General features: G+C 37.1%; 25 protein-coding genes. 22 read left to right on the top strand and 3 right to left on the bottom strand.

Going from position 1 to position 23822, the window contains the following annotated elements; genetic code table 11:
* Positions 1-13: 13 nt before the first annotated feature.
* The 10 genes from LC418_RS01290 (at position 14) to LC418_RS01335 (ending at position 8193) form a co-directional block, all read left to right on the top strand.
* A complete protein-coding gene (locus LC418_RS01290; protein ID WP_223557826.1) occupies positions 14-1657 on the top strand; it encodes a tetratricopeptide repeat-containing sensor histidine kinase in 1644 nt (547 codons plus the stop codon).
* A 14-nt stretch (positions 1658-1671) separates the two neighbouring features.
* Entirely contained in the window at positions 1672-2337 is a 666-nt protein-coding gene (locus LC418_RS01295) for a response regulator (RefSeq protein ID WP_223557827.1), read from the top strand.
* A 127-nt stretch (positions 2338-2464) separates the two neighbouring features.
* Positions 2465-2914, top strand: a complete 450-nt coding sequence (locus LC418_RS01300; RefSeq protein ID WP_223557828.1) for a hypothetical protein — start codon at positions 2465-2467, stop codon at positions 2912-2914.
* An 18-nt stretch (positions 2915-2932) separates the two neighbouring features.
* Complete coding sequence (locus LC418_RS01305; RefSeq protein WP_223557829.1) at positions 2933-4636, top strand: hypothetical protein; 1704 nt, start codon at positions 2933-2935, stop codon at positions 4634-4636.
* A 10-nt stretch (positions 4637-4646) separates the two neighbouring features.
* The gene (locus LC418_RS01310) at positions 4647-4820 is read left to right on the top strand and encodes a hypothetical protein (RefSeq protein WP_223557830.1); all 174 of its coding nucleotides are present in this window, start codon (positions 4647-4649) and stop codon (positions 4818-4820) included.
* Positions 4820-5335 (top strand): hypothetical protein, encoded by a 516-nt coding sequence (locus LC418_RS01315; protein WP_223557831.1) that lies wholly within the window; start codon positions 4820-4822, stop codon positions 5333-5335. The genes LC418_RS01310 and LC418_RS01315 overlap by 1 nt, the downstream gene beginning before the upstream one ends.
* A gap of 2 nt (positions 5336-5337) precedes the next feature.
* The gene (locus tag LC418_RS01320) at positions 5338-6888 is read left to right on the top strand and encodes an AAA family ATPase (RefSeq protein WP_223557832.1); all 1551 of its coding nucleotides are present in this window, start codon (positions 5338-5340) and stop codon (positions 6886-6888) included.
* 131 nt (positions 6889-7019) lie between these two features.
* Positions 7020-7190, top strand: a complete 171-nt coding sequence (locus LC418_RS01325; protein WP_223557833.1) for a hypothetical protein — start codon at positions 7020-7022, stop codon at positions 7188-7190.
* A gap of 67 nt (positions 7191-7257) precedes the next feature.
* Entirely contained in the window at positions 7258-7560 is a 303-nt protein-coding gene (locus LC418_RS01330; protein WP_223557834.1) for a hypothetical protein, read from the top strand.
* 18 nt (positions 7561-7578) lie between these two features.
* Positions 7579-8193 carry a hypothetical protein gene (locus tag LC418_RS01335; RefSeq protein WP_223557835.1) on the top strand — a complete coding sequence of 205 codons (615 nt, stop codon included), beginning with the start codon at positions 7579-7581 and terminating at the stop codon, positions 8191-8193.
* A gap of 49 nt (positions 8194-8242) precedes the next feature.
* Here LC418_RS01335 and LC418_RS01340 read toward each other — a convergent pair whose 3' ends face one another.
* From LC418_RS01340 to LC418_RS01350, 3 genes are all read right to left on the bottom strand, one after another.
* Positions 8243-8692 (bottom strand): GNAT family N-acetyltransferase, encoded by a 450-nt coding sequence (locus LC418_RS01340; protein ID WP_111953801.1) that lies wholly within the window; start codon positions 8690-8692, stop codon positions 8243-8245.
* Positions 8685-9308, bottom strand: coding sequence for a ribosome biogenesis GTP-binding protein YihA/YsxC (gene yihA / locus LC418_RS01345; RefSeq protein WP_111953803.1), 624 nt, complete (start codon positions 9306-9308; stop codon positions 8685-8687). The genes LC418_RS01340 and yihA overlap by 8 nt, the downstream gene beginning before the upstream one ends.
* Positions 9309-9372: 64 nt before the next feature.
* Positions 9373-10134 (bottom strand): alpha/beta fold hydrolase, encoded by a 762-nt coding sequence (locus LC418_RS01350; RefSeq protein WP_111953805.1) that lies wholly within the window; start codon positions 10132-10134, stop codon positions 9373-9375.
* Between the two features lie 272 nt (positions 10135-10406).
* Here LC418_RS01350 and mraZ point away from each other — a divergent pair, with 272 nt between their 5' ends.
* The 12 genes from mraZ to LC418_RS01410 all read left to right on the top strand — a co-directional run bounded on the left by mraZ (position 10407) and on the right by LC418_RS01410 (position 23816).
* Positions 10407-10865, top strand: a complete 459-nt coding sequence (gene mraZ, locus LC418_RS01355) for a division/cell wall cluster transcriptional repressor MraZ (RefSeq protein ID WP_048501622.1) — start codon at positions 10407-10409, stop codon at positions 10863-10865.
* Positions 10866-10906: 41 nt separating this feature from the next.
* Positions 10907-11800, top strand: a complete 894-nt coding sequence (gene rsmH, locus LC418_RS01360) for a 16S rRNA (cytosine(1402)-N(4))-methyltransferase RsmH (protein WP_111953807.1) — start codon at positions 10907-10909, stop codon at positions 11798-11800.
* A gap of 113 nt (positions 11801-11913) precedes the next feature.
* On the top strand, positions 11914-12279 hold the full coding sequence (locus LC418_RS01365; protein WP_034701184.1) for an FtsL-like putative cell division protein: 366 nt from the start codon (positions 11914-11916) through the stop codon (positions 12277-12279).
* Positions 12263-14254 carry a penicillin-binding transpeptidase domain-containing protein gene (locus tag LC418_RS01370; RefSeq protein ID WP_223557836.1) on the top strand — a complete coding sequence of 664 codons (1992 nt, stop codon included), beginning with the start codon at positions 12263-12265 and terminating at the stop codon, positions 14252-14254. Before LC418_RS01365 ends, LC418_RS01370 begins: the two co-directional genes overlap by 17 nt.
* Positions 14255-14319: 65 nt before the next feature.
* Positions 14320-15780: a UDP-N-acetylmuramoyl-L-alanyl-D-glutamate--2,6-diaminopimelate ligase gene (locus tag LC418_RS01375; RefSeq protein WP_223557837.1), complete on the top strand. Its 1461-nt coding sequence runs from the start codon at positions 14320-14322 to the stop codon at positions 15778-15780.
* A gap of 46 nt (positions 15781-15826) precedes the next feature.
* Positions 15827-16207, top strand: coding sequence for a four helix bundle protein (locus tag LC418_RS01380; protein ID WP_223557838.1), 381 nt, complete (start codon positions 15827-15829; stop codon positions 16205-16207).
* 39 nt (positions 16208-16246) lie between these two features.
* Positions 16247-17488: a phospho-N-acetylmuramoyl-pentapeptide-transferase gene (gene mraY / locus LC418_RS01385; RefSeq protein ID WP_111953817.1), complete on the top strand. Its 1242-nt coding sequence runs from the start codon at positions 16247-16249 to the stop codon at positions 17486-17488.
* Positions 17489-17562: 74 nt separating this feature from the next.
* On the top strand, positions 17563-18888 hold the full coding sequence (gene murD / locus LC418_RS01390; RefSeq protein ID WP_111953819.1) for a UDP-N-acetylmuramoyl-L-alanine--D-glutamate ligase: 1326 nt from the start codon (positions 17563-17565) through the stop codon (positions 18886-18888).
* Positions 18889-18958: 70 nt separating this feature from the next.
* Positions 18959-20197 (top strand): FtsW/RodA/SpoVE family cell cycle protein, encoded by a 1239-nt coding sequence (locus tag LC418_RS01395; protein ID WP_111954388.1) that lies wholly within the window; start codon positions 18959-18961, stop codon positions 20195-20197.
* Between the two features lie 33 nt (positions 20198-20230).
* Positions 20231-21340 carry an undecaprenyldiphospho-muramoylpentapeptide beta-N-acetylglucosaminyltransferase gene (gene murG / locus LC418_RS01400; protein ID WP_223557839.1) on the top strand — a complete coding sequence of 370 codons (1110 nt, stop codon included), beginning with the start codon at positions 20231-20233 and terminating at the stop codon, positions 21338-21340.
* A 60-nt stretch (positions 21341-21400) separates the two neighbouring features.
* A complete protein-coding gene (murC, locus tag LC418_RS01405) occupies positions 21401-22774 on the top strand; it encodes a UDP-N-acetylmuramate--L-alanine ligase (RefSeq protein WP_223557840.1) in 1374 nt (457 codons plus the stop codon).
* A 76-nt stretch (positions 22775-22850) separates the two neighbouring features.
* Positions 22851-23816, top strand: a complete 966-nt coding sequence (locus LC418_RS01410) for a cell division protein FtsQ/DivIB (RefSeq protein WP_223557841.1) — start codon at positions 22851-22853, stop codon at positions 23814-23816.
* Positions 23817-23822: the final 6 nt, after the last annotated feature.

A 23822-nucleotide genomic window follows, 5' to 3' on the forward strand; every position in this document is an offset into this window, starting at 1 on the left:
GGAAAAACTATTCATGAAAACATTTTTGTTTCTATCCTTACTGATCATCTTATTTTCCTGCAGAAGGGAAAGTAACATAGAAAGCCATCACAAAAACCCCAATTATGAGAAAGCAAAGCAATTCCGTATTGCAAATAAATCTGATTCGGCATTTTATTATTATAATTTGGCAAAAAGTGATTACACAGCCAACAACGATTCATTAGGTGCCGCCAAATCATTAGTAAATATGGCAATGCTGCAAACTACTTCTGGCGATTTCTATGGAAGTATTGAATCTTCATTGGAGGCAAATAGCCTGCTTAAAAATGAAAAAGACAGCATTACAAGAAGCACTTTAGCTATAAATTATAATAATATGGCTATGGCATTTAACTTTCTTAAAGAGTATGAAAAAGCTTTTGAGCTATTTAAAAAAGCACTAAAATATGTTGACAATAAGGAAGGCCAATATTTATGTTATAATAATATTTCAGATGTATTAATAAGCCAGAAAAATATAAAATTGGCAAAAAAATATCTGCAAAATGCAATCCTGGCAAAAGACAGTATTAATTATTCCAGAGCTTTAAATAATTTTGCCAAAGCAAAATACCTAGATGATAAAAATTATAACCCACTATCAGAGCTATATAAAGCATTGGCAATTAGAGAAACACAACAGGATAATTGGGGGAAAAATTCTAGTTATGCTACGTTATCCGACTACTTTGCAGAAAAAGATAAAATAAAAGCTCTTTTTTTTGCAGAAAAAATGCTACAAACTGCGTCAAATAACAGAAGCCCAGATGACAAAAAAGAAGCTTTATTGAGAATCATCTATTTAGATCCCCCTAATTACTTAAAAAACTTTCAAAAATTTAATACTGTTAGTGATAGTATACAAACAGCAAGAAGCAAAGCAAAAAACCAATTTGCTCTTATTAGGTTTGATGTTGAGAAAATGAAAACGGACATTGCAGAAGGGCGCAACCAATTATTAATAAAAAATGTTCTTGTTGCAAGTCTAATTATAATGATCATCATTATAATTCTTTTATATCGGAAACGACAGACAAGACTAAGAAAAGAAAAAGAATTAGAGATTAAAAACACACAGCTCACAATCTCAAAAAAAGTTCATGATGTAGTCGCCAATGGCATTTATCAGGTCATGACCAAAATAGAAAACCAGGAAAATTTTGATAAAGAAGAAGCCTTGGACGAGCTGGAATTTGTTTATGAAAAATCCAGAGATATTTCCTATGAAAAACCTGATCATGAAAATGATAAAAAAGATTACAAAGAGAAAATATCAAGCCTTATCGCTTCTTTTAAGAATGAAAATACAGATACTTATACCGTAGGAAATGAAGCAGGAATTTGGACTGACATTTCTCAGTACACTTTCGATGAAATATATCAAATCGCCCGAGAGCTGTTAGTCAATATGAAAAAACACAGCCACGCTTCGCGGGTTATTTTTAAATTTGAAAAAATTGATAATATCATTAAAATTCAATATTCAGACGATGGAATCGGAATTCCCGGGGATATGGTCTACAAAAATGGACTGAAAAATACGGGAACCCGTATTGCCGCTATCCGCGGAGAAATTATTTTTGACAATAAATCTGAAAAAGGACTGAAGATTACGATTTCATTTCCTGCTTCTTAAAAAAGACCTAAAGAATGTTCAAAAAAATTTTAATAGCCGAAGACCACGAAAGCAGCAGTATATCTGTACAAAAAACACTGGAAGATCTCCATATCTTTCATGCTGACTACGTATATTACTGTGATGATGCAGTCGCTAAAGTTAAAAAATCAATTCGCGAGAATGATCTTTATGATTTATTAATTACCGATCTCTCTTTTGATGAGGATCACCGTGAGCAAAACATTAAAGAAGGAAAGGAACTGATTAGGGAAGCACGTGAATTAATCCCCAATCTCAAAGTGATCGTTTTTTCCGGAGAACATAAATCCGGAGTCATTGATTCTCTTTTTAACGAATATAACATCAACGGCTTTGTCCGTAAAGCCCGAAACGATTCGAAGGAGCTGAAAAAAGCAATCGCATCGGTTTATGTCAATGAAAACTATCTGCCCCTTGACCTTAAGCAGGAAGTTAAAAAGCTTAATAGCTATGAGTTTGCGTCCTATGATATTACACTCGTTTCTCTCCTTTCTCAGGGAGTCTTGCAAAAAAACATTCCTACTTACCTTCAGAATAACAATATTAAACCCAACAGCCTGAGCAGTGTGGAAAAAAGGCTGAACAGCTTAAAAGAAAACCTCAATGTAGCAAGCAATGAACAGCTGGTTGCTTTCTGCAAAGACCTGGGAATTATTTAATCCCGTTTCAATACTTTTATATTAAACCTTTCAAAAAACTTGAAAGGTTTCTGTTTTACGGATTCCCGTAAGGAAAATTATCACCATCCCGATATTTTTGTCAGTATCAAATTAAAAAATCCAGGCAATGGCAAAAATAATTTTTCAAAATGAGGCACTAGTTGGCACATCTGAAATCAGGCCCGCTTCTACTCAGATTTTAAGTGACAGGGATATTCTAAAAAAACGATCGGAAAAATATCTAAACTTAATTAAAACAATGGATACAGAACTCCTTAGTGAAACAAGAGGAAAGGAAGAGATGATGGCAAAGATTCATGAAGAATTTGGTTCCGCTCAGCTCGCTGATCTTCCCGTAGGAATTTTGGCTAAATGCTATTTAGGACATCCTTATGAAGTTCACACTTTAGATTTAAGTGCAGAGCAAATCATTAAACATTATACCATAGGAGAACCCCTGCCCGACCATTTTGAAAAAGCAAGAACCCTGGCTAAACATAACGCTTATCTTTTTGTAGAAGTATATAAAGATAAACTTATCCTCATCCGCGAAGACGGAACAGCAGCCAAACTATAACCCTGAAAAATCAATACAATGTCACAAAAAGTAATTTCATACGCAGACCTTTCAAGGATCAACAGTGCCTTGAGCTCGCTCAAAACAGATATGCGGGAAGTCAATATAGAATTGGGAGGCCTTAATACAAAGCATGATCACCTGAAAAGTGATTTATTGCAGCTGACCCTTTCATTCTCTGATTTTGTAGAATCAGATATAAAACATAAAGCATTGCAACTCGCCGAAACTCGACAGGGAAATCTGAAACAGGACCTTCAGATAAAGTTCGGATATTATGCAGAAGTCCGTAGAATGGCCACCGGAATTCTCCAGGGTGTAGACACCGGAATTATAGGCGATGATACATTACGCTACACAACCGAGGAGGTTATGATAAAAGCCCCCAATTATTGGCTAGCTCCAGCTTTGGTTGTACTTGCTTCCTGGATTCGTGATGATAAAGACACCACTGAAAAAGCCTTGATCGAAAGCTTAAAAAGAGACGATTACAAAACAACTCTTTTCCTTATGCTTGTTATGAGAAGATTAGGAAGAAATGATGCCTGTTTCCAATGGATGAAAAGGTATTTTCTTCATCAGAATCCACACAACCTGGACAGGGAGTTTATCATTATTCTGGAAGCCATCACAACCGGAGTTTTTCAGCCCACTTCTCATCAGTTGATGATTACCAATGTTAAAAGCTGGATTGAACAGCTTACTCAAACAGATAACTATATTGATAAACAGAAAGCTCAATGGACTCATTTTTTTGAAAAAAAAGGCTCCTTATCCTCGAAAAAATACCCGTTACTTGAGGAGTTTGCCACGAATTGGGACAATCTGAAAACTTCTGTAACCCAGGCAAGATCTCATCATGCACTAGATATACACTTTAAAAGTATTTTCGAAACCACAACAGATTATTCTAAAGCTACAAAGATTCAGCTTGATGAAATTCTTTCTTTATTGGTGACTAATTTTGATGATGAAGAGCTTCCATTACAAAATGAAGTTAGGCTCAATCAGCTCATCATTCAGAAAGATGGAGATAAAAAAGCGGCGCAATTTTTAATGGATGATGAGAAACACATTTTTGACGAAAAAGTAGATTTCCTTCAGATGCTGACGAATGCCGCATTCGATCCAGAATTAACCGGTGCCACAAAAGTTACGCAGGCTCTTGCTGTTTCCATCAGTCAGCCCTGGATTGTAGAAGCTCATGACACTTTTACTGCAAAATACAGAAACGATATCGAGGAAAATGTTGATCTGATTATCGATGGGTTTAAGACCTCAACCCCCGATGGAAGTGACGAAACGGAACAATTACAAAAACACGAACAGTACTGGACTGATTTTCTTGAAAATGAATTAAAAAAACTGACTTTTCCATTAGCTGTAATTTCCTGCGTAGGTTTAATTTCTGTGGCAGTTTTAATAATTTTTAAATTCGAAATTATAGGAATTATAGGAGCTTTGATTGGTGGATTAATTATTTGGAGCTCTATCAGCAATTATAAAAAAGCAAAGAAAAAAACGATAGAAACCATTACAGAAAGAAAGACCAAATCCAAAGAAGTTCTACGCGGATGCATTGCTGAAACCGTAGATTACAGAAAAGAATTTACCCACGAAGATGCAAAGGCTGAGATTTTAAGACAGACCTTAATGTCTATAACTCCCGAAGATTTTTCAAGCACATCCAGAGATACAAGAACCATTTTACAACCTTCCTAATAGTCACAACATGAAAGATATTAAAAACCATTCTGAAGAAAACAAAAACCATAGCCCGCAACAGCCACCACAACCCAATTTATTCCACGGAAGAACCGAAGGTGATAAAACAAATGCAAAGTTTCCAGATTGGGATATTCTTCCTCCTAACCGGATCATTAATCCAAGAATAAAAACTCAGTAATGAAATCTCCTGTTACTTATGCTGATTGGGCTGATCTGTTTGACCGTTTCAGTAAAGGTGAAGATGTTGCATTGGATGAAATGAATTCCGGGCATTTTGATCTTGACGCCGGAACAGCTCACCGTTTTTACGCCAGAGCTGAAAAAGCCTATAAAGCCAGGAAAAAAATGTGGTTGGATCAGTATCAGAGGAGTTTTATCCTTCACAATGTGAAAACCATTGAAGAACTTGAATTTGTACTTCAGAATAATAAGAAAACAATATCAGTTTTAGCAAAATTTGCCTATTCAAAAGGTCTACCCAATGATTTGAGAGAGAGTTTTGTAAAAGATTTTACAGGTTTTGTGAATGACTTTAAAAAAAATTTAAAAGACAATACCCCAAAAGACTGTCAAGAGAGAGAGAAAATGCTGATGATAATCAATTCATTCAGCTTCTGCGAATTCCAACTAAACCAATCTTCTGAAGAGGCTCCTAATCCCAATTCTTCAACAGGAAGAAAAATTATTTTTTGAGTATGGCAAACAAAGAAGAATTTAAAAATTCTTTATCAAGGATGTTTCGTGCGAGAATCCCTTTTATCTCGATACGGAGCATAGAAAGATCAAGAGTTTTAGAAATAATACAGCACCTGTCGGAAGAAATTAATATTCCGATCTATATTCATAGCCTGTCACACGGAACCATGGATATTAAAACCAGGAAAGCAATCAATGATGACCGTTCTGTTGCCGGTGGAATCGATTTCGCCGTTCAGAATATTTCACAAAGACAAAACCTTACTTTTATTTTCACGGAAGTAAGTGATATCGAGGATGATAATATCGTATCCAGACACATTTATGATTGCGTGGTCCAGGCTATTGAGAAAGGCGGAAGCATTTGCATCATCTCTACAAAAAGCGTCTGGTCACAGTTGCAGCGTTTAGGAATGACCCTTACATTGAACCCGCCTAACGAAGAAGAAATGCTGATCGTAGTGAAAGACTGTGTGATGCCTTACAAAGGTTCTATTCCTATTGAGTGGGATGAAAATGATTTCAAAATGGCCGCAACTATTTTAGCCAATATGACCAAAATAGAAGCTGAAAATGTTCTGGCAACCCAAATGGCAAAAGGTTCTCTTACAAAAGACGACATTAAAAGCCTGAGTATGGAAAAAGATAAGCTTTTCAATGATATTTCCGGTCTCGAAAAAGTAAAAGTAGATCCATCTTTGATATCTGTTGGAGGGCTTAATGGCTTACATCAGTGGCTTGATAATCAGAAACAATTGCTAACTGCAGATTTAAAATCAAGAAAACTTCGTCCGCCGAGAGGCGTATTATTGGTGGGGGTTCCGGGTTGTGGAAAATCTTTGTCTGCAAAATTAATTGCTGCTACATGGAACCTTCCGTTGTACAGGTTAGATTTTGCATCCATACAGGGGATGTATGTGGGACAATCTGAAAACAGATTAAAAGAAGCATTTGAATCAGCAGACAATGCGGCCCCTTGCATTTTATGGATTGATGAAATTGAAAAAGGATTAGCCGCCAATGCCAACGATTCATCCGGAGTAACGACAAGAATGATTGGTCAGTTTCTTTTCTGGCTGCAGGAAAGCACCGAAAAAGTTTTTGTGGTAGCAACAGCCAATGATGTAACCAAACTGCCTCCGGAACTGCTTAGAAAAGGTAGATTTGATGAGCTTTTCTTTGTAGATCTTCCACAGGATCAGGAAAGGGCCGATATTATCAATCTTTATCTTAAAAAGAACCTTTTACCAGCGCCTTCTTCTTCAACTTTTGAAAAGCTGATAGCCATTTCGGCAGGTTTTGCCGGATCTGATCTGGAAGGAGCTGTAAGAGACGTCGCTATACAGGCAGTAATTAACGGAGATTCTTTTATCACCGACGAGCTCTATGAAAAGTGCTTCCAAAACATTGTCCCGCTAAGCAAAACCAGCCCTGAAAGAATTGAATCAATCAGAAATTGGGGTAAAGAAAGAGCCCTTCCCGCTTCAGGCTTGGCATGGAATTCATCTCCGAATGATAAAGTTTCTGCTAAACGCACCATCATTATATAACAGAGTGATCTCACAATATTCAGATACAAACCTTTCAATTTCTTTGAAAGGTTTTTTGTTTTACGGATTCCCGTAAGGATCAGATTTGTAAGCTTTATACTTTTGAAATGTTAACCAATAAAAAATTTAGCATGGCAAAAAAACCATTAGGAACAAAAGCAAGAACAGGAGAAAAATGCCCTGAATCAGGAGTATGGAAAGTTGTTGGAAATCCATCTACAACAGCACCTATTTCTGAAGGCGATACAATTCCTCCCTATAGCGGTAACGCTGTTACATGGGAGTTAATTCAGTACGCCTAAATTCTATCCAGTGATCATTAAATTGATCGCTGGATTTAAATTAACAACTTAAAAAATTATAATTATCATGAAAAAACTACTATTCACAACCCTTTTGGCTACAGGTCTGCTTCTTCCGGTCAATTTTACTGCAGCTGTAAACAACACTGCTTCCAAAACAGAATTATCATCTAAAAAACAAAAGAAAAAAACAAAGAAGAGTAAAAGTACTAGTTCCGGATCTAAAAAATCAGGATCTTTTTACTCATCAAATAAAAGTTGTACATATAACGGAAATAAGCTCTACGTAGGTAAAAGAGGCGGCTGCTATTACTATGCAGGAAGCAGGAAGCAATACGTGGACAGATCATACTGTTCAAATTGTAATTAATATTAAAACAAAATAACCATGAAACTTAGATTTTTATTAATATTTATTTCTTTGCTTTCTTCATTAACTCAAATGGATGCACAAAGAAAAACAACAAGTGTAAAAGGATACACAAGAAAAGACGGAACTTATGTAAGGCCACATACCAGAAATCATAATTCAGGAATTGGGCATTCGTCATACAATTCCGATGGAGGCTTATCTTCTTCTGATTCTAGTGAAAGCGAAACTTCCATCAATAATAAGAAAATGCAAAGTGGTCAGTATTTGAATTATACTTCTGAATACGATGGAGATAAAATTGAAAAATCAAAATTAATTTCTATTCAAAATTCTGATCCTGAAAGTAAGGATGGTAATATAATTTATTTATCTGTTTTATATTATAATGGAAATATAATAGATATATGTCCTGTTACGAAAAATATTATTAATAAATGGGATTTTGATAGTATCTACCACTCTATAGATCAGGATAAACTTACCCCTGAACACGCTTTAGACTTAATTTCAAATTATCATTGGAGTATTTATAAAGAGAAAATCACTAAAAGCTTCAAATACGTTAGTTCTTATGATAAGCCATTCCCTTCATATTTAGCAAAGTCTATTGAGTCAATAAAACTAAAATAAAAATACACTCATCATATTTCAAAAAAAGCGAAGATTTCTCTTCGCTTTTCTATTTTCTTATCATTTCCGTATGTGGAATATCATCTTCCAGGTATTTTTTCCCGGTATCTACAAATCCGAATTCGGAATAAAATCTTAATAAATAATCCTGTGCCGAGATTTTAATCTCTGAAGTATGGAAACGGTTCTCTATTGTTTCTACAGCATACTTAATCAGCTGTCGTCCAAGGTTTTTTCCTCTTGCCTGTTCCGTTGTAAGAACTCTTCCGAGAGAAGTTTCATCATACTTTATTCCTTTGTCAAAAACACGGCAGTACGCAAGAATCTGCCCATCTTCTTCAGCCCAGATATGAATTCCCTTCTGGTCGTAATTATCCAGATCAGGATAAGGACAGTTCTGCTCTATTACAAAGACATCAATACGGGCCTTTAAGACCGAGTACAGCTCAGGAACTGTAAACTCGTCGAACGTTTTAATCTTCCAGATTATATTACTCATCAAAACTTACATTATTATTTTTCAGGAATTCATTCGTTTTCTGAATAAAATCCAGGATCTCATCACCACCCGTTTTCTTTTCCGCAGAAGTTACATACAGTTCGGGCAAATCATCCCAGGTTTTGTGCAGCTCGTTTTTATAGTTTTCTACATTTTGTATTGCAACATTCGGTTTCAGCTTATCAACTTTCGTGAAAACAATTGAAAAAGGAATTCCGCTTTCCCCGCACCACTGGATAAATTCCAGATCTATCTTTTGCGGAGTATGTCGTGAATCTACCAAAACGAAAAGGTTCACCAGGTTTCTTCTGTTCAGAATATAATTGGTAATCAGCTTTTCAAAATCCTTTCTTATAGATTTTGAAACCTTTGCATATCCATAACCCGGTAAATCCGTCAGATACCAGTCTTCATTTACTAAAAAATGATTGATCAGCTGAGTTTTTCCCGGAGTTCCGGAAGTTTTTGCCAGATCCTTGTGATTCATCATCGCATTAATCAGTGATGATTTTCCGACATTAGACCTTCCGATAAAAGCATATTCAGGCATAGTAGGCTCTGGGCATTCCTGCCATTTCCCACTACTCTTTACAAAATTTGCTGTTTTAATAACCATCTCTCGAATATTTTAGAAAAACAAACCATTAAGAAAAACTCTTAATGGTTTATTATTATTTGTTTTAAACTTTGTCTTTTAACCAGCTGTAGAGAATTTCATTGAATTCGTCCGGCTTCTCCATCATCGCAGCATGTCCGCATTTCTCGATCCAGAAGAGATCTGAATTTGGAATAAACTTATGCATATCTTCAGCCACTTCAGGAGGTGTTACATTATCCTGCCTCCCCCAGATCAAACACGTAGGGGTCAAAATCTTAGGAAGGTCGTTCAGCATATTATGTTTAATAGCGCTTCTTGCCAGCATTACTGTTTTTATTCCTTTCATTCTGTCATTTACTACAGAAAAAACCTCGTCTACAAGATCTTCTGTGGCGATAGCAGGATCATAGAAAACCTCTTCCGTTTTCTTCCTTATGTAGGAACGGTCGTTTTTTCTTGGGAAACTGTCTCCGAAAGTTCTTTCATACAATCCAGAGCTTCCTGTTAATACAAGATTTTTCACCAGGTCCGGCCTTGCCAGAGTCAGAATAAGTCCCACATGTCCTCCCATAGAGTTTCCTACAATAGTAACAGGTCCGGAAATATGACTTTCTATAAACTTGATAATATATTTGGCTATAGTGGTAAGATTAGTATTGAGTACCGGTAAATCATAGATAGGCAACTGAGGAACATATACCTTGAATCCCTTTTCCGAAAAAAAATCTACCATCTTATCGAAATTACTCAAACCACCCATTAAACCGTGCAACAGCACCAATGGATGTCCTTCTCCCGCCTCTACAAAAGTATATTTCTTTTCTTTTTTTGTACTAAATATCATAAAATGCCTTAATAAAGCTCTGCAAAAATACAAATTAAACCTCAAAAAAATTTTGATTACCCTAATTTAAACTAAAAATAATATAATATCATCCTTTTTCTTTACTTTTTTCAGAACCTCTTTACTATGGCCTAAATAATACATTTTACAACAAACAACATATCAATTACTTACCCGTTTCAAATTGAATCTTTAATAAAACTTATTAACATTAAGTCAAAAAGTGGGAAAAAGTGGGAAATTTTGGAAATTATTATATAAATTTGTCCCAAATGAAAAGTTTCATTGGAACATATGAGTGTAAAATTGACGACAAAGGCCGTTTAAAAGTTCCCTCCTCCCTGATCAAACAGATGGAAAACTTCGACGATAAGGCATTTGTAGTCAAGAGATCTGTGTTCCAACCTTGCCTCGAAGTCTATCCTATGAATGCATGGGACAAACTGATGGGCAAAATTAATAAGCTAAACAGATTCATTAAAAAGAATGCTGATTTCATTCGAATGTTTACGGCAGGGGTAAAAACAGTAGAGTTGGACAATGCGGGAAGACTTCAGATCTCAAAAGATCTGGTTCATTTTGCAAACCTTCAGAAAGATACTGTCATTACCAGCGCAGGAGAGCTTTTTGAAATTTGGGATAAAGAAGCCTATGAAAAGGTGATTTCTACCAATGAAGCTGATTTTGCAAGCCTGGCCGAAGATGTAATGGGCTCTTTCGATGAAGAATAAACCACACTTGCAGTAAAAAGCAAGTAAAAACACAATTAAGTATGTACCACAACCCCGTTTTATTGAAGCAGAGCGTTGATGATTTGGTGACGAATCCTGACGGAATATACGTGGACTGCACTTTTGGAGGAGGAGGCCATTCAAGAGAAATTTTGAGCAGACTTTCAGAAAAAGGAAAACTTTTCAGTTTTGATCAGGATCTGGATGCTCTTAAAAATACAATTGACGACCCCAGGTTTACACTGGTGAATCAGAATTTCAGGTTTTTGGAAAACTCCATGCTGATGTATGGTATTTCCCAGATAGACGGAGTATTGGCAGACCTTGGTGTTTCATCCCATCAGTTTGATGAGGCAGAAAGAGGTTTTTCTACCAGAAACAACGCTCCTCTGGACATGAGAATGAACGTGATGCAGAATCTTGATGCCAAGAGAGTGATCAATGAATATGAGGAAACTGAGCTTGCCGATATTTTTTATCATTACGGTGAATTGAGAGAAGCAAGAAAGCTGGCAAGAGATATTGTTCATCACAGAAAAACGAAAACCATCACGACGACCGAAGACCTGAAAAAACTTTTCAGCTACCTTCCGCCCCATAAGGTTAATAAATTCTATGCACAGCTTTTTCAGGCAATAAGAATAGAAGTTAACCAGGAGCTTGAAGCCCTGAAAGAAATGCTTGTTCAGTCTCTGAATATTTTAAAACCCGGAGGAAGACTTGTCGTGATTTCTTACCATTCATTAGAAGACCGTCTGGTAAAAAGATTCCTTAAAAACGGAATGTTTGAAGGAGAGCAGCAGAGAGACATCTACGGAAACTATAAAAAGGTATTCGAATTGCTTAAAAGTAAAGCGATCATCCCGGATGACAAGGAGATTGAGGAAAACTCAAGAGCAAGAAGTGCAAAAATGAGAACCGGAATTAAAGTGTAAAAGTGAATGGCAAATAAGTGAATTGTCAATTGCGAAAAGTGAATAAAGATTCATAAGAAATTGACCATTGACAGGCAAAGCGGATTCACTGCAAACAAATTGACATAAACAAATTGGCAAAACGAACAACAAATCGCCCTCAGAAGAAGCTCACTTTTATAGACATTATAAAAGGAAACTTTCTGAACCGTGATGAGATCAAAACTCATTACAAGTATTTTTTGCTGTTGTTCATCCTCATGATGGCGATGATTTATAGCAATCACCTCGTCAACAAGAAGATCAAAATTGTCAATGCATTAAAAGAAGAAACTGAAGAATATAAATCAAGAAACGCTTACGCCCAGAGTAAGCTGATCAAAGTAAAAATGGAATCCCAACTGGGGAAGGAAGTAGCAAAAGACTCACTGATGACTTTGGAAAACCATCCTCATAAATTGCTAATCAAACTGGACAGTACAGATGCAAAAACAAAATGAATACGATAACAAACGTAAAAAAACGTTAAGGTGGGGCTACCTCTTCGCTGTAGGAGTCTTGTGCGTATTTGTGATGTTTCTTGCTAGGATCGTGATCCTGCAAAACACTAATGTTCAGGAAATTAAGGACGATTACATTAATAAAAATTACCGTGAAGCCACTCTTAAGGCTGCCCGCGGAAACCTGTTCGCTTCAGACGGATCCATTCTGGCAACAACCGTAATGCGCTATGATATCTATCTTGATTTTAAAACAATGAAGGATACAATCTACAGCAACAATATCGGTGCATTGACGGATTCTTTGAGCAAAATGTTCGGAAAACCCAGAGGAGAATTCAGAAAGAAATTTGACGAACAGAAAAAGAAGAAAAACCAATACTATACTTTAGTTAAAGGGCTCGACTTTGATGAATACGACAGGATCAGAAACTTCCCAATCTTCAAAAAAGGAAAAAACAAAGGCGGTTTTATCGTCGACAGAAATTATAAAAGAGAACTGGCTACATCAGAAATTGGAGCAGGAACCATCGGTATGGATAACGGCGAAGTGAAAGCCGGTCTTGAAGGCGCTTTTTCTAAATACCTTACAGGAACCGACGGAAAAAGATTGGAGCAAAGAATCAACTCATCCCAATGGAAGCCCATCGACTACTGGAAGGTAAAAGAACCGGTGGACGGTGAAGATGTTTACACCACTTTAGACCTTAGGATTCAGGATATTGCCCACTCTGCTTTAGAGAAACAGCTGATCACTTTTGAAGCCAAGCACGGAACAGTGATCGTCATGGAAACCGAAACCGGAAAAGTACGGGCTCTCGTTAACCTGAGAAGAATGGAATCGGGAGAATATGAAGATTCTTATAACTATGCTTTAAAAGACAATATCGAACCGGGATCAACCTTTAAAACCATTTCACTTTTAGCAGCGATGGACGATGGCTTCATTGATGAAAATACAACCGTAAATGTAGGAGGCGGAGTCTGGACTTATGCCAAGCAGAGAATTTCAGACGGTCATGGCGGGGGAACTTACGATATAAGTGATGTTTTAGCCAAATCAAGCAACGTGGGAACCGCAAAATTGATTACAAAATATTATGCGGAAAAACCACAGATCTTTCTTGATCACCTGAGAAGATGGAAATTATTCGACAAAATGGATATCGAGCTTCCGGGAATCACAAAACCGAAAATCGTAACTCCACAAAACAAGAGATGGAATGCCGCAACACTGGCTTCAATTTCTTACGGATATTCATCAAATATCAACCTTTTACAGCTAACAACCTTCTATAACGGGGTTGCTAACGGCGGTAAAATGCTTAAGCCTCTGTTCATCGACAAGATCATGAAAGAAGGAAAAGTAGTTTACAGTGCGAAGCCCGAAGTAATGGTGAACAAAATGGCATCAGAAAAAGCGATTAAAATGATGACCAGCGCACTTACCAAAGCCGTGGAAAAAGGAACGGGACGAAGCATCTTTACACCCAACCTGAAAATGGCAGGAAAAACAGGTACCGCAAGATTTGAATACTGGTTGCCAGGCCCAATGAAGTACCGCGCATCATTTGCCGGCTTCTACCCTGCAGACCAACCGAAATATACCTGCTATGTGATGATTAGTGAGCCCAATACCGCAAAAGGTTTTTATGGGGGATCCGTTTCAGCTCCGGTATTTAAAGAAATTGCAGGAAAAACATTCCTGAAGACCCCGCAGAATATTGAAAAAGAAATGCTGGTAGACAGAAAGGTGAATCTCAGTAAAATGGTAGAGCCTAATGTAAAGGTAGCTGTTAATAATAAACAGATGCCTAATGTAGTAGGCCTCATCGGTAAAAATGTGATCCCCCAACTGGAAAACTTAGGTTACAGAATTGATTATAAAGGTGTTGGAAGAATTAAAGAACAGTTCCCGCTGGAGGGCACAATAATCAGCAAAAACCAGAGAATTTATTTGTCTCTGCAGAATTAAAATAACAGAAACAAGTCTCAAAGGACTACTAATAAAGGATAGGAAAAATTCCTCTCAAATATAAAATGATAATAACAGAATTATTAAAAAGGATCCCAGTTTTAGAAATTCACGGCGAAGATACCCGTGAGGTTTCCAAATTGGTTTTCGACAGCAGAAAGGTTACGGAAGGCTCACTCTATGTAGCAGTGAGAGGAACCGTTGCAGACGGACACTCTTACATTGCATCATCTGTTGAAAAAGGTGCAAAAGCTATTGTATGTGAAGAGTTTCCAGAAACCATGGATGAAAGCGTTACCTACATCAAGGTGAAAGATTCATCTAAAGCATTGGGACATTTGGCATCCAATTTTTATGGAAATCCGTCACAAAAGCTTAAACTGATCGGAGTTACCGGAACCAACGGAAAAACATCTGTATCTACCCTTCTTTTTGATGTATTCAAAAACCTGGGGTACGATTCTGCACTGCTTTCTACAGTGGAAATCAGAATCGGCGAAAAAATTATCCCGGCAACGCATACAACTCCGGATGTTATTACCATTAATAAAATTTTAGCCCAGGCTGTTGAAGAAGGTTGCGAATTTGCTTTTATGGAAGTAAGTTCTCACGGAATTGCTCAAAACAGAATTGAAGGTTTACATTTTAAAGTGGCTGGTTTCACCAACCTTACTCATGATCATTTAGACTATCATAAAACGTTCGATGAATATCTGAAAACAAAGAAAAGATTTTTTGACGAACTGGAAGATACAGCCATAGCCATCACCAATGTGGATGATAAAAACGGGATGGTGATGCTTCAGAATACAAAGGCAAAGAAAAAGTCTTACGCTATGAAAACCATGGCAGATTACCACGGAAAATCTTTAGAAATAGATTTCAACGGAATGCTGCTGAACTTTAACGGAAAAGAATTCTGGACTACACTGACAGGAAAATTCAATATTTATAATCTACTGCTGGTTTTCGGAATTGCTTCCGAACTTGGTTTTGAGCAGGATGAAATTTTGCAGGCAATCAGCAAACTGAAAAGAGTTTCCGGAAGGTTTGAAACATTCAAATCAGATGGCGGAATTTTCTTCATTGTTGATTATGCGCACACGCCGGATGCATTAGAAAATATTTTGGACAGCATCAACGATATCAGAACGAAAAATGAAAGGCTGATCACCGTTTTCGGGTGTGGAGGTGATAGAGATCACTCCAAAAGGCCTGAAATGGGAAATATTGCCACTAAAAAATCAACACTGGCAATCATCACTTCAGATAATCCCAGAACCGAAGATCCCGCCCAGATCATCAAAGAAATTGAAGCAGGCGTTGAACCTCAGAACTTCAGCAAATACACTTCAATTCCGGACAGAAAAGAGGCTATAAAAATGGCAATCAGGTTCGCAGAACCAAGAGATATAGTGTTAGTAGCCGGAAAAGGGCATGAAAACTATCAGGACATTAATGGTGTGAAACATCATTTTGACGACAAAGAAACGATCAACGAACTTTGGAAGTTAATGAGCAAATAAAAATAAGATTAAAAGATTTAAATTATTTAAAGATTAAAAAATTTTGATGATGACTAAAAATTTTGAAAATTTCCCGGTTTACATCAAGAGCTTAGATTTAATTGAAAAAGTTTATTTATTTCTCAAAAGTGAAAATTTAGAAAGAGAATTTGAATTTAGTAACCAAATAAAAAGAGCCGGATTTTCAATATCCAATAATATTGCAGAAGGCTCAGAATATAACAATAACAGACAATTTATTAAGTATTTAAAAATTGCAAAAGGCAATTGTGCCGAAATTAGAAGTATGATAATTGTGAGTAAAAGATTAAAATTAGGAGATGAAAATAAAGCAGAAGAAATTATTAATCTTTCACGGGAAGTTTCTTCTAATATTTCAAACTTTATTAAGTATTTAAGTGAAAATATGGAGAGACCTCTTCCTTAAATCTTTAAATAAATTAAATTTTTAAATTAAAGAAAAGACATGCTATACTATCTATACGAATATCTAACCAGTCAGGGAATCCACATACCGGGATTGGGAATGCTGAAATACATTTCTTTCCGTGCAGGTATTGCCGTGCTATTTTCTCTCATTATTGCCTTAGTCTACGGGAAGAGAATTATCAATTATCTGAGATCAAAACAGATGGGTGAATTGGTGCGTGACCTTGGATTGGACGGACAAAAGCAGAAAGAAGGGACTCCTACTATGGGAGGACTTATTATTATCATTGCAACTATTATTCCGGTGCTGCTTTTTACGAGGATTACCAATGTGTATATTGTTCTGCTTCTTGTTTCCATGTTATGGATGGGAGCTATAGGTTTCGTAGATGATTATTTAAAAAAGATCAAAAAAAATAAAGACGGTCTGAGCGGAAAATTTAAAATTGTAGGCCAGGTCGGATTAGGGCTAATTGTCGGAATTACAATGTATTTCCACCCGGACATTACCGTCAAAAGAAAATATGCGGATGCTAAAGTAGTGAACAGAAACAATGTAGAGCAAAACTTTATGCCTACAGAAAAGATTACCGTTTCTACTGTTCCGTTTGCAAAAAACAACGAGTTCGATTACAGTGGAATACTGTTCTGGATGAATGATAAAGATGCCCATGAGTGGGCATGGATTGTCTTTATCCCAATCGTTATTTTCATTGTAACTGCCGTATCAAACGGAGCTAATATTACAGACGGAATAGACGGGCTTGCAGCAGGAACCAGTGCCATCATACTGCTCACCCTCGCGCTGTTCGCTTATCTTTCCGGGAACATTATTTTTGCAGATTACCTCAATATTATGTTCCTCCCGAATATGGGTGAAACCACCATTTTTGCAGTAGCTATGGTAGGTGCCGTAATAGGTTTCTTCTGGTACAATACCTATCCGGCACAAGTTTTTATGGGCGATACAGGAAGTCTGATGCTTGGAGGGGTAATTGCTGTTTTAGCCATTATTTTAAGAAAAGAACTCCTGATTCCGGTATTATGCGGAATCTTCCTGATTGAAAACGTGTCTGTCATGCTGCAGGTTGTTGTTTTCAAATACAGAAAAAGAAAATACGGGCTGGAATATGCCCAGAATAACAGATTTTTTAGAATGTCACCATTACATCACCATTATCAGAAAGGTGGTTTCCATGAAAGTAAGATCGTAAACAGAATGATCATCATCGGTGTAATGCTGGCTATTGTATGTCTGATCACATTAAAAATGAGATAAATTTATCAAAGTAAGAGTATTAAAAATAAAACCAAATTACATTAATACTTTTTACTTTTTACAAAAAAATAAATATGAAAATAGTTGTTTTAGGAGGTGGAGAGAGCGGGTGCGGAGCTGCTTATTTAGCGAAAAAACAAGGTCTGGAAGTTTTTCTTTCAGACAAAGGAGCTATTAAGGATAACTACAAACAGTTTTTAGCCGAAAATGAAATTGAATTTGAAGAAGGAAACCACAACGAAGATAGAATTTTAAATGCCGACTGGATCGTAAAAAGCCCGGGAATTCCCAAAAAGGCGGATATTGTTCACAAAATTCATGAAAAAGGAATAAGACTTTCCTCTGAAATTGAATTTGCTTCAGAATTTACTGATGCCAAAATCATTGCCATTACAGGAAGCAACGGAAAAACAACAACAACTTCCCTGATCTACTACATCCTGAAAAATGACGGACTGAATGTAGGGCTGGGAGGAAACATAGGATACAGCTTTGCAAAGCAGGTGGCCGATGAGAATCATGAATATTATGTTCTGGAAGTAAGTTCTTTCCAACTGGATGATATTCAGAACTTCAGACCTTATATTTCCCTGCTGTTGAACCTGTCCCAGGATCACCTGGATCAGTACAACTACAATTATGAAGAATATGCTTTAGCTAAATTCAGAATTGCTGAGAACCAGGAAAATGATAATTTCTTCATCTACAACAAAGATGACGAGATGAGCAAAAACATCCTTGAAAAGCTGGAAATAAAAGCAAAAATGATTCCCTTCTCCACAAAAGAAAAATTGTCTGAAGGAGGTTTCGTTGATGACGATCAGATCGTGATAAAAATGAAGGATGAGTTCTCAATGAAGCTTGATAAGCTTTCCCTTCTTGGAAATCACAATGTTGCCAATAGCCTGGCTGCCTCAATAGCCGGTAAAATATTGGAAATCAATAATGAAAGCATTAGAAATTCATTGATGACCTTCCAGGCAGTAGAGCACAGACTTGAATTCGTAACAGAAACCAATGGTGTAAAATACATCAACGACAGTAAGGCAACAAATGTAAACGCTACCTACTATGCTTTAGAAAGCATGAAAACTCCAACCGTTTGGATCGTAGGAGGTTTAGATAAAGGAAACGATTACTCGGAAATTGAGGATCTCGTTAAAAGAAAAGTAAAAGCAATTGTCTGCTTGGGAATAGACAATACGAAGATCATAAACTTCTTTAAAGACAAAAAAGAATTTATCTATGATACTTCAAGCATGGAAGAAGCCGTGAAAATATCAAAATCACTGGCAAAAAGCGGAGATACTGTTCTGCTTTCCCCATGCTGCGCAAGTTTTGACCTCTTCAAAAGCTATGAAGACAGAGGAAAACAGTTTAAAGAGCAGGTATTAAAGTAAATGTAAAAAGTAAAATGTAGGATGTAAAAAGTACATTGTACAACATCCATTTTACATGAATACAAAAAATATGGACGAACAGAACACAGAAAACAGAATAGAACTGCTAAAGGGCGATAAAGTACTTTGGATGGTCATCCTTGTGATCTCCATTTTCTCTATTTTCCCGGTATACTCTGCAAGTTCAAATCTGGAATATATCGTTAATAACGGGACCACTACAGGCCACGTTATTAAGCATATGTTCTTTGTAGTTCTGGGTCTGGTGATCATGAGAGTCGTTGGAATGGTAAAATATGAGTACATCGGTAAGCTCAGCAGTATCCTGCTCGGCTTAATGATTGTGCTTCTCGTTGTCACCATGTTTACAGGACAAACCATTGATGGGGCCAGTGCTTCAAGATGGCTCAAAATTCCCGGCACACCGATCTCATTCCAGCCGTCGTCATTTGCCTTTTTAATGCTCGTCATTTATCTCTGCAGGTATCTGACCAAGAAAATAACCAGGGAAAGACTTCCGATTGAGAACATTATGTACATATTCGGACCTATCCTGCTGGTATTTGTTTTAGTGGCAAAAGACAACGGTTCCACAGCATTGATGATCCTGCTGGTTTCTGTTATTGTTCTGATTATAGGACAGCTTCACTGGAAATACATTGCAGGCTTCATATCTTCCTCATTTGTAGCCATTGTTCTCTTCCTGATTATTGCATTAAATACCAACCTCATCGGCGGTAACCGTGTGCATACCTGGATGAGCCGTATCGAAACCTTTACCTCCAGCAAAGCAAAAACAGCTGATGTAGATGATGAAAGCGTAAAAGCCAAAAACTACCAGGTCATGCAGGCCAAAGCCGCTATTGTCCATGGTGGAATTACCGGAATGGGACCTGGGAAAAGTGCATTGAAGCAGATGCTTCCACAGTCCGCCTCCGACTTTATTTTTGCCGTGATTGTAGAGGAATATGGGCTTATTGGTGCCGCTTTCCTGATCTGTCTCTATCTTATTATGATGATCAGAATTGTGATGATTGCCAGCAAGATGCCCGCCTTTTTTGGCTCGCTCCTCGTGCTCAGTCTCGGGGTGATGATCTTCATACAGCTTTCTGTTAATATTGCAGTAGCCGTTAATCTGATCCCGGTAACAGGGCAGCCATTACCATTAATAAGTTATGGAGGAACCTCCATGTTGGTCACCTATCTCCAGCTTGGAATTATTTTAAATATAAGCTCAAGAATCCAGATATACGATGAAGAAGGAATGGGCAAAAAACAAAGTGTAGCAGAAATTAATGATATCGCTTAACTCAAAACAAACGGTACCAATAAGACAATAAAAATGAACAAAAAACTAAAAGTAGTATTATCCGGAGGCGGAACAGGAGGACACATCTTCCCGGCTATCGCTATTGCAGATGAAATCAGAAGAAGATTTCCTGATACGGAATTTTTGTTCATCGGAGCCAACGGAAAAATGGAAATGGAAAAAGTTCCGCAGGCAGGCTATAAAATCGAAGGCATTGATATCGCCGGAATCGACAGAGGAAATATTTTATCAAATTTAGGACTGCCTTTCAAAATTTTGAAGAGCCTATCTAAATCGAAGAAAGTCATTAAGAACTTTGCTCCCGATTTTGCGGTCGGAACTGGAGGTTTTGCAAGCGGACCAGCTTTATATGAGGCCAGTAAACTGGGAATTCCAATCTTTATTCAGGAGCAGAACGCCCATGCAGGGGTAACCAATAAAATCTTAAGTAAAAAAGCTAAAGCAGTTTTCACAGCTTATCCAAAAGTGGAAGGCTTTCCTTCTGAAAAAATAAAATTCCTGGGCAACCCTATTCGTGAGAATATCATTACAGGAATGGCAGAGACCAATTTGGCAAAAGAAAAAATGGGACTGAGCAAAGATAAGCTTACCATCCTTTCAGTAGGTGGTTCTTTAGGATCCAGAACACTGAACAATGCGTGGAGATCTCATTTAAATGAAGTAATCAAAAAAGATTATCAGCTCATCTGGCAGACAGGAAAGCTTGATTATAAAGATATTGTAGAAGAAACAAAAGGCATCGACAGCAGAAACATCCAGATCCTTGAATTCATCAAAGATATGGAGCTGGCCTACTCTGCAGCTGACATTATTGTTTCAAGGGCCGGAGCCATTGCCATTTCAGAGCTGGCAGTAGCTAAAAAGCCGGTTCTTCTGGTGCCATTTCCGTTTGCAGCGGAAGACCACCAAACCAAAAATGCCATGAATCTGGTTGAAAAAAATGCAGCAAGAATGGTAAAAGACTCTGAAATGCAGGACAAATTCTGGAATACACTGGAAGAGATCTGCAGCAGTGAAAGTATAAGAAATGAAATGTCTCACAATCTGGAATATTTTGCCAAGCCCAATGCCGCAAAAGAGATTGTAGATGAGATATTTAAAACTGTAAAAAGTACAATGTAAAATGTATTAACGACGAAACATACATGAATACATTTTACAAAATACATTAATACAAAAAGAATGAACATATTAGAAACATATCAAAATTATTACTTCGTAGGAATCGGAGGTATAGGAATGAGTGCTTTGGCACGCTATTTCAATGCTTCCGGTAAAAAAGTGCTGGGTTACGACAAAACGAATACCAAGCTTACTGACCTGTTGATGAAAGAAGGAATTGATATTGTTTTTGAAGATACCATTGACGAAAAAATAACCACACTTCAAAAAGAAAACACTCTGGTAATCTATACTCCCGCCATTAAAACATTGGGAATATTAGATTATTTCAACCAAAATCAGTTTGAAGTTTTAAAAAGGGCCAAGGTTTTAGGCCTGATCACAGAAAATACAGATTGTATTGCTGTAGCAGGAACCCACGGAAAAACAACTACTTCTACATTGGTTTCTCACCTGTGTAAAGAAGCCGATCTTCCGTTTTCATGCTTTTTAGGTGGTATTTCTGAGAATTTCAAATCAAATTTTCTGTATAATGGCACACAGTATTCTGTAGTAGAAGCAGATGAATATGACAGAAGCTTTCTAAACCTTTCCCCGGACTGGGCAGTAGTAACCTCTACCGATGCAGACCATCTGGATATTTATGGTGATAAAAGCCATATCGAAGAAGGGTTTAAACAGTTTGCTGCATTAGTTCCGAATGACAAACAGCTTTTTGTAAGAAAAGGGCTGGATATTGGCAGAGACCATAAAACCTATGCTGTCAATGAGGTGGCAGATTATTATTCCGATAATCTCCGCATGGAGCATGATAAGATCTATTTTGATTTCCATACCCCTTCTGAAACCATTAAAGATTTCGTATGGGAAATCCCTGGAATCCATAATGTGGAAAATGCTACAGCAGCATTGGCAATCCTTCACAATTTAGGCGTAGATTTTGACACGCTGAAAAGGGCTATTGCCAATTTTAAAGGAATTAAAAGAAGATATACCAAGCATATTTATCCTAACGGTAAAATTTATATCGATGATTATGCACATCACCCAACAGAAATCAATGCGGTAGTGAGCTCAATCAAAACCTTTTACCCGGATAAAAAGCTGTTGGTGGTCTTTCAGCCTCATCTTTTCAGCAGAACAAGAGATTTCGCTGACGGATTTGCAGAAAGCTTAGGGAAAGCAGACGAACTAATCCTTCTCGATATTTATCCTGCAAGAGAGCTTCAGGAGAATTTTGAAGGAATAACCTCTGACTGGCTGTTGGAAAAGGTGAATTTAGATAAAAAAGAGAAATCGGACTTGTCCGGTGCTTTTGAAAAAATAAAAGAAAAAGATTTTGATATCCTTCTCACCGTAGGTGCAGGAAATATTGATACCCTGTATGATCCTATTTGTGAATGGATAAATTCTTCTGTACAAAGTACAATGTAAAAAGTGCAGAGATCATTAATAAGGTAACTAATTAGAATACAATAGTACACTGTACTTTTTACATTGTACAAAATATATGAAAAATAAATACAGAATATTAAAAATTGCTGTCACAGTGATCATCCTCGGATTACTGCTTAGTTTCTCATTAAAGAGATTCAGCGGCCAGAAGATTACGGACAATAAGATTTCTGTAAAAATGAATGAAAAAACACCTGTATACTTCATCGATGAAAAAGATATCCGGGAAATTGTAAAAAAAGAAAACCCTTCCGGAAAAGTGGGAGATCTGAATATTCCGACACTTGAAAAGAAGATCAATTCACTTCCTGCCGTAGACAGTGCCAATGTCTATTTAAACCTGAACGGAAAATTATACCTCGATATCAAGCAGAGAGTTCCTGTTTTCAGGCTGAATAAAGACGGAAAAGACTTCTATGTAGATGAAAAAGGAACAGAATTCCCTATTTCCAAAACCTACTCGCATCCATGCATGCTGGTAACCGGAAATGTGAAACCGGATGAATATCAGAAACTGGCCGAGCTGGTTGAGAAAATTGATAAAGACGATTTCAGCAAAAAATTCTTTATCGGAATTTCAAAAAGCAAAGACGATTATAACCTCCTTACCAGTGACGGAAATTATAAAGTGGAAATAGGAGATCTGGACAATATTGAATTTAAAGTAAAAGGTCTGAAAACATTTGTGGAAAAATATCTTGTATTTCAGGATCCTCAAAAGTACAGCATGGTCTCTGTAAAATATCAGAACCAGATTGTAACCACTTTAAACCCTTATTTCAAAGAAAACGACAGTATTCTGAAAGCAGGGAATATGGAACTGGCGAAGGCCCCGGCTCTGGCAGCGGTTAAAAAGCCTGACATTCTTCCTAAATCTGCAGAAACAAAGAAAACAAAAACGTCTTCAGCTAAACCGAAAGAAAAAGCAAAGCCAAAGACTACAGTCAAACCAAAGGAAACTAAAAAAACAGAGAAAAAGCCAGCGGCCACAAAGCCTAAGGCAAAAGTAAAAATAGAATAAAAAAGT

The organism is Chryseobacterium lathyri, from assembly GCF_019970085.1.
Classification (GTDB): Bacteria; Bacteroidota; Bacteroidia; order Flavobacteriales; family Weeksellaceae; genus Chryseobacterium; species Chryseobacterium lathyri.

Bases quoted from the DNA above. Each gene is read 5' to 3' on its own strand.
- LC418_RS01290 (WP_223557826.1), top strand. From the start codon at position 14: ATGAAAACATTTTTGTTTCTATCCTTACTGATCATCTTATTTTCCTGC.
- LC418_RS01295 (WP_223557827.1), top strand. From the start codon at position 1,672: ATGTTCAAAAAAATTTTAATAGCCGAAGACCACGAAAGCAGCAGTATA.
- LC418_RS01300 (WP_223557828.1), top strand. From the start codon at position 2,465: ATGGCAAAAATAATTTTTCAAAATGAGGCACTAGTTGGCACATCTGAA.
- LC418_RS01305 (WP_223557829.1), top strand. From the start codon at position 2,933: ATGTCACAAAAAGTAATTTCATACGCAGACCTTTCAAGGATCAACAGT.
- LC418_RS01310 (WP_223557830.1), top strand. From the start codon at position 4,647: ATGAAAGATATTAAAAACCATTCTGAAGAAAACAAAAACCATAGCCCG.
- LC418_RS01315 (WP_223557831.1), top strand. From the start codon at position 4,820: ATGAAATCTCCTGTTACTTATGCTGATTGGGCTGATCTGTTTGACCGT.
- LC418_RS01320 (WP_223557832.1), top strand. From the start codon at position 5,338: ATGGCAAACAAAGAAGAATTTAAAAATTCTTTATCAAGGATGTTTCGT.
- LC418_RS01325 (WP_223557833.1), top strand. From the start codon at position 7,020: ATGGCAAAAAAACCATTAGGAACAAAAGCAAGAACAGGAGAAAAATGC.
- LC418_RS01330 (WP_223557834.1), top strand. From the start codon at position 7,258: ATGAAAAAACTACTATTCACAACCCTTTTGGCTACAGGTCTGCTTCTT.
- LC418_RS01335 (WP_223557835.1), top strand. From the start codon at position 7,579: ATGAAACTTAGATTTTTATTAATATTTATTTCTTTGCTTTCTTCATTA.
- LC418_RS01340 (WP_111953801.1), bottom strand. From the start codon at position 8,692: ATGAGTAATATAATCTGGAAGATTAAAACGTTCGACGAGTTTACAGTT.
- yihA (WP_111953803.1), bottom strand. From the start codon at position 9,308: ATGGTTATTAAAACAGCAAATTTTGTAAAGAGTAGTGGGAAATGGCAG.
- LC418_RS01350 (WP_111953805.1), bottom strand. From the start codon at position 10,134: ATGATATTTAGTACAAAAAAAGAAAAGAAATATACTTTTGTAGAGGCG.
- mraZ (WP_048501622.1), top strand. From the start codon at position 10,407: ATGAAAAGTTTCATTGGAACATATGAGTGTAAAATTGACGACAAAGGC.
- rsmH (WP_111953807.1), top strand. From the start codon at position 10,907: ATGTACCACAACCCCGTTTTATTGAAGCAGAGCGTTGATGATTTGGTG.
- LC418_RS01370 (WP_223557836.1), top strand. From the start codon at position 12,263: ATGCAAAAACAAAATGAATACGATAACAAACGTAAAAAAACGTTAAGG.
- LC418_RS01375 (WP_223557837.1), top strand. From the start codon at position 14,320: ATGATAATAACAGAATTATTAAAAAGGATCCCAGTTTTAGAAATTCAC.
- LC418_RS01380 (WP_223557838.1), top strand. From the start codon at position 15,827: ATGATGACTAAAAATTTTGAAAATTTCCCGGTTTACATCAAGAGCTTA.
- mraY (WP_111953817.1), top strand. From the start codon at position 16,247: ATGCTATACTATCTATACGAATATCTAACCAGTCAGGGAATCCACATA.
- murD (WP_111953819.1), top strand. From the start codon at position 17,563: ATGAAAATAGTTGTTTTAGGAGGTGGAGAGAGCGGGTGCGGAGCTGCT.
- LC418_RS01395 (WP_111954388.1), top strand. From the start codon at position 18,959: ATGGACGAACAGAACACAGAAAACAGAATAGAACTGCTAAAGGGCGAT.
- murG (WP_223557839.1), top strand. From the start codon at position 20,231: ATGAACAAAAAACTAAAAGTAGTATTATCCGGAGGCGGAACAGGAGGA.
- murC (WP_223557840.1), top strand. From the start codon at position 21,401: ATGAACATATTAGAAACATATCAAAATTATTACTTCGTAGGAATCGGA.
- LC418_RS01410 (WP_223557841.1), top strand. From the start codon at position 22,851: ATGAAAAATAAATACAGAATATTAAAAATTGCTGTCACAGTGATCATC.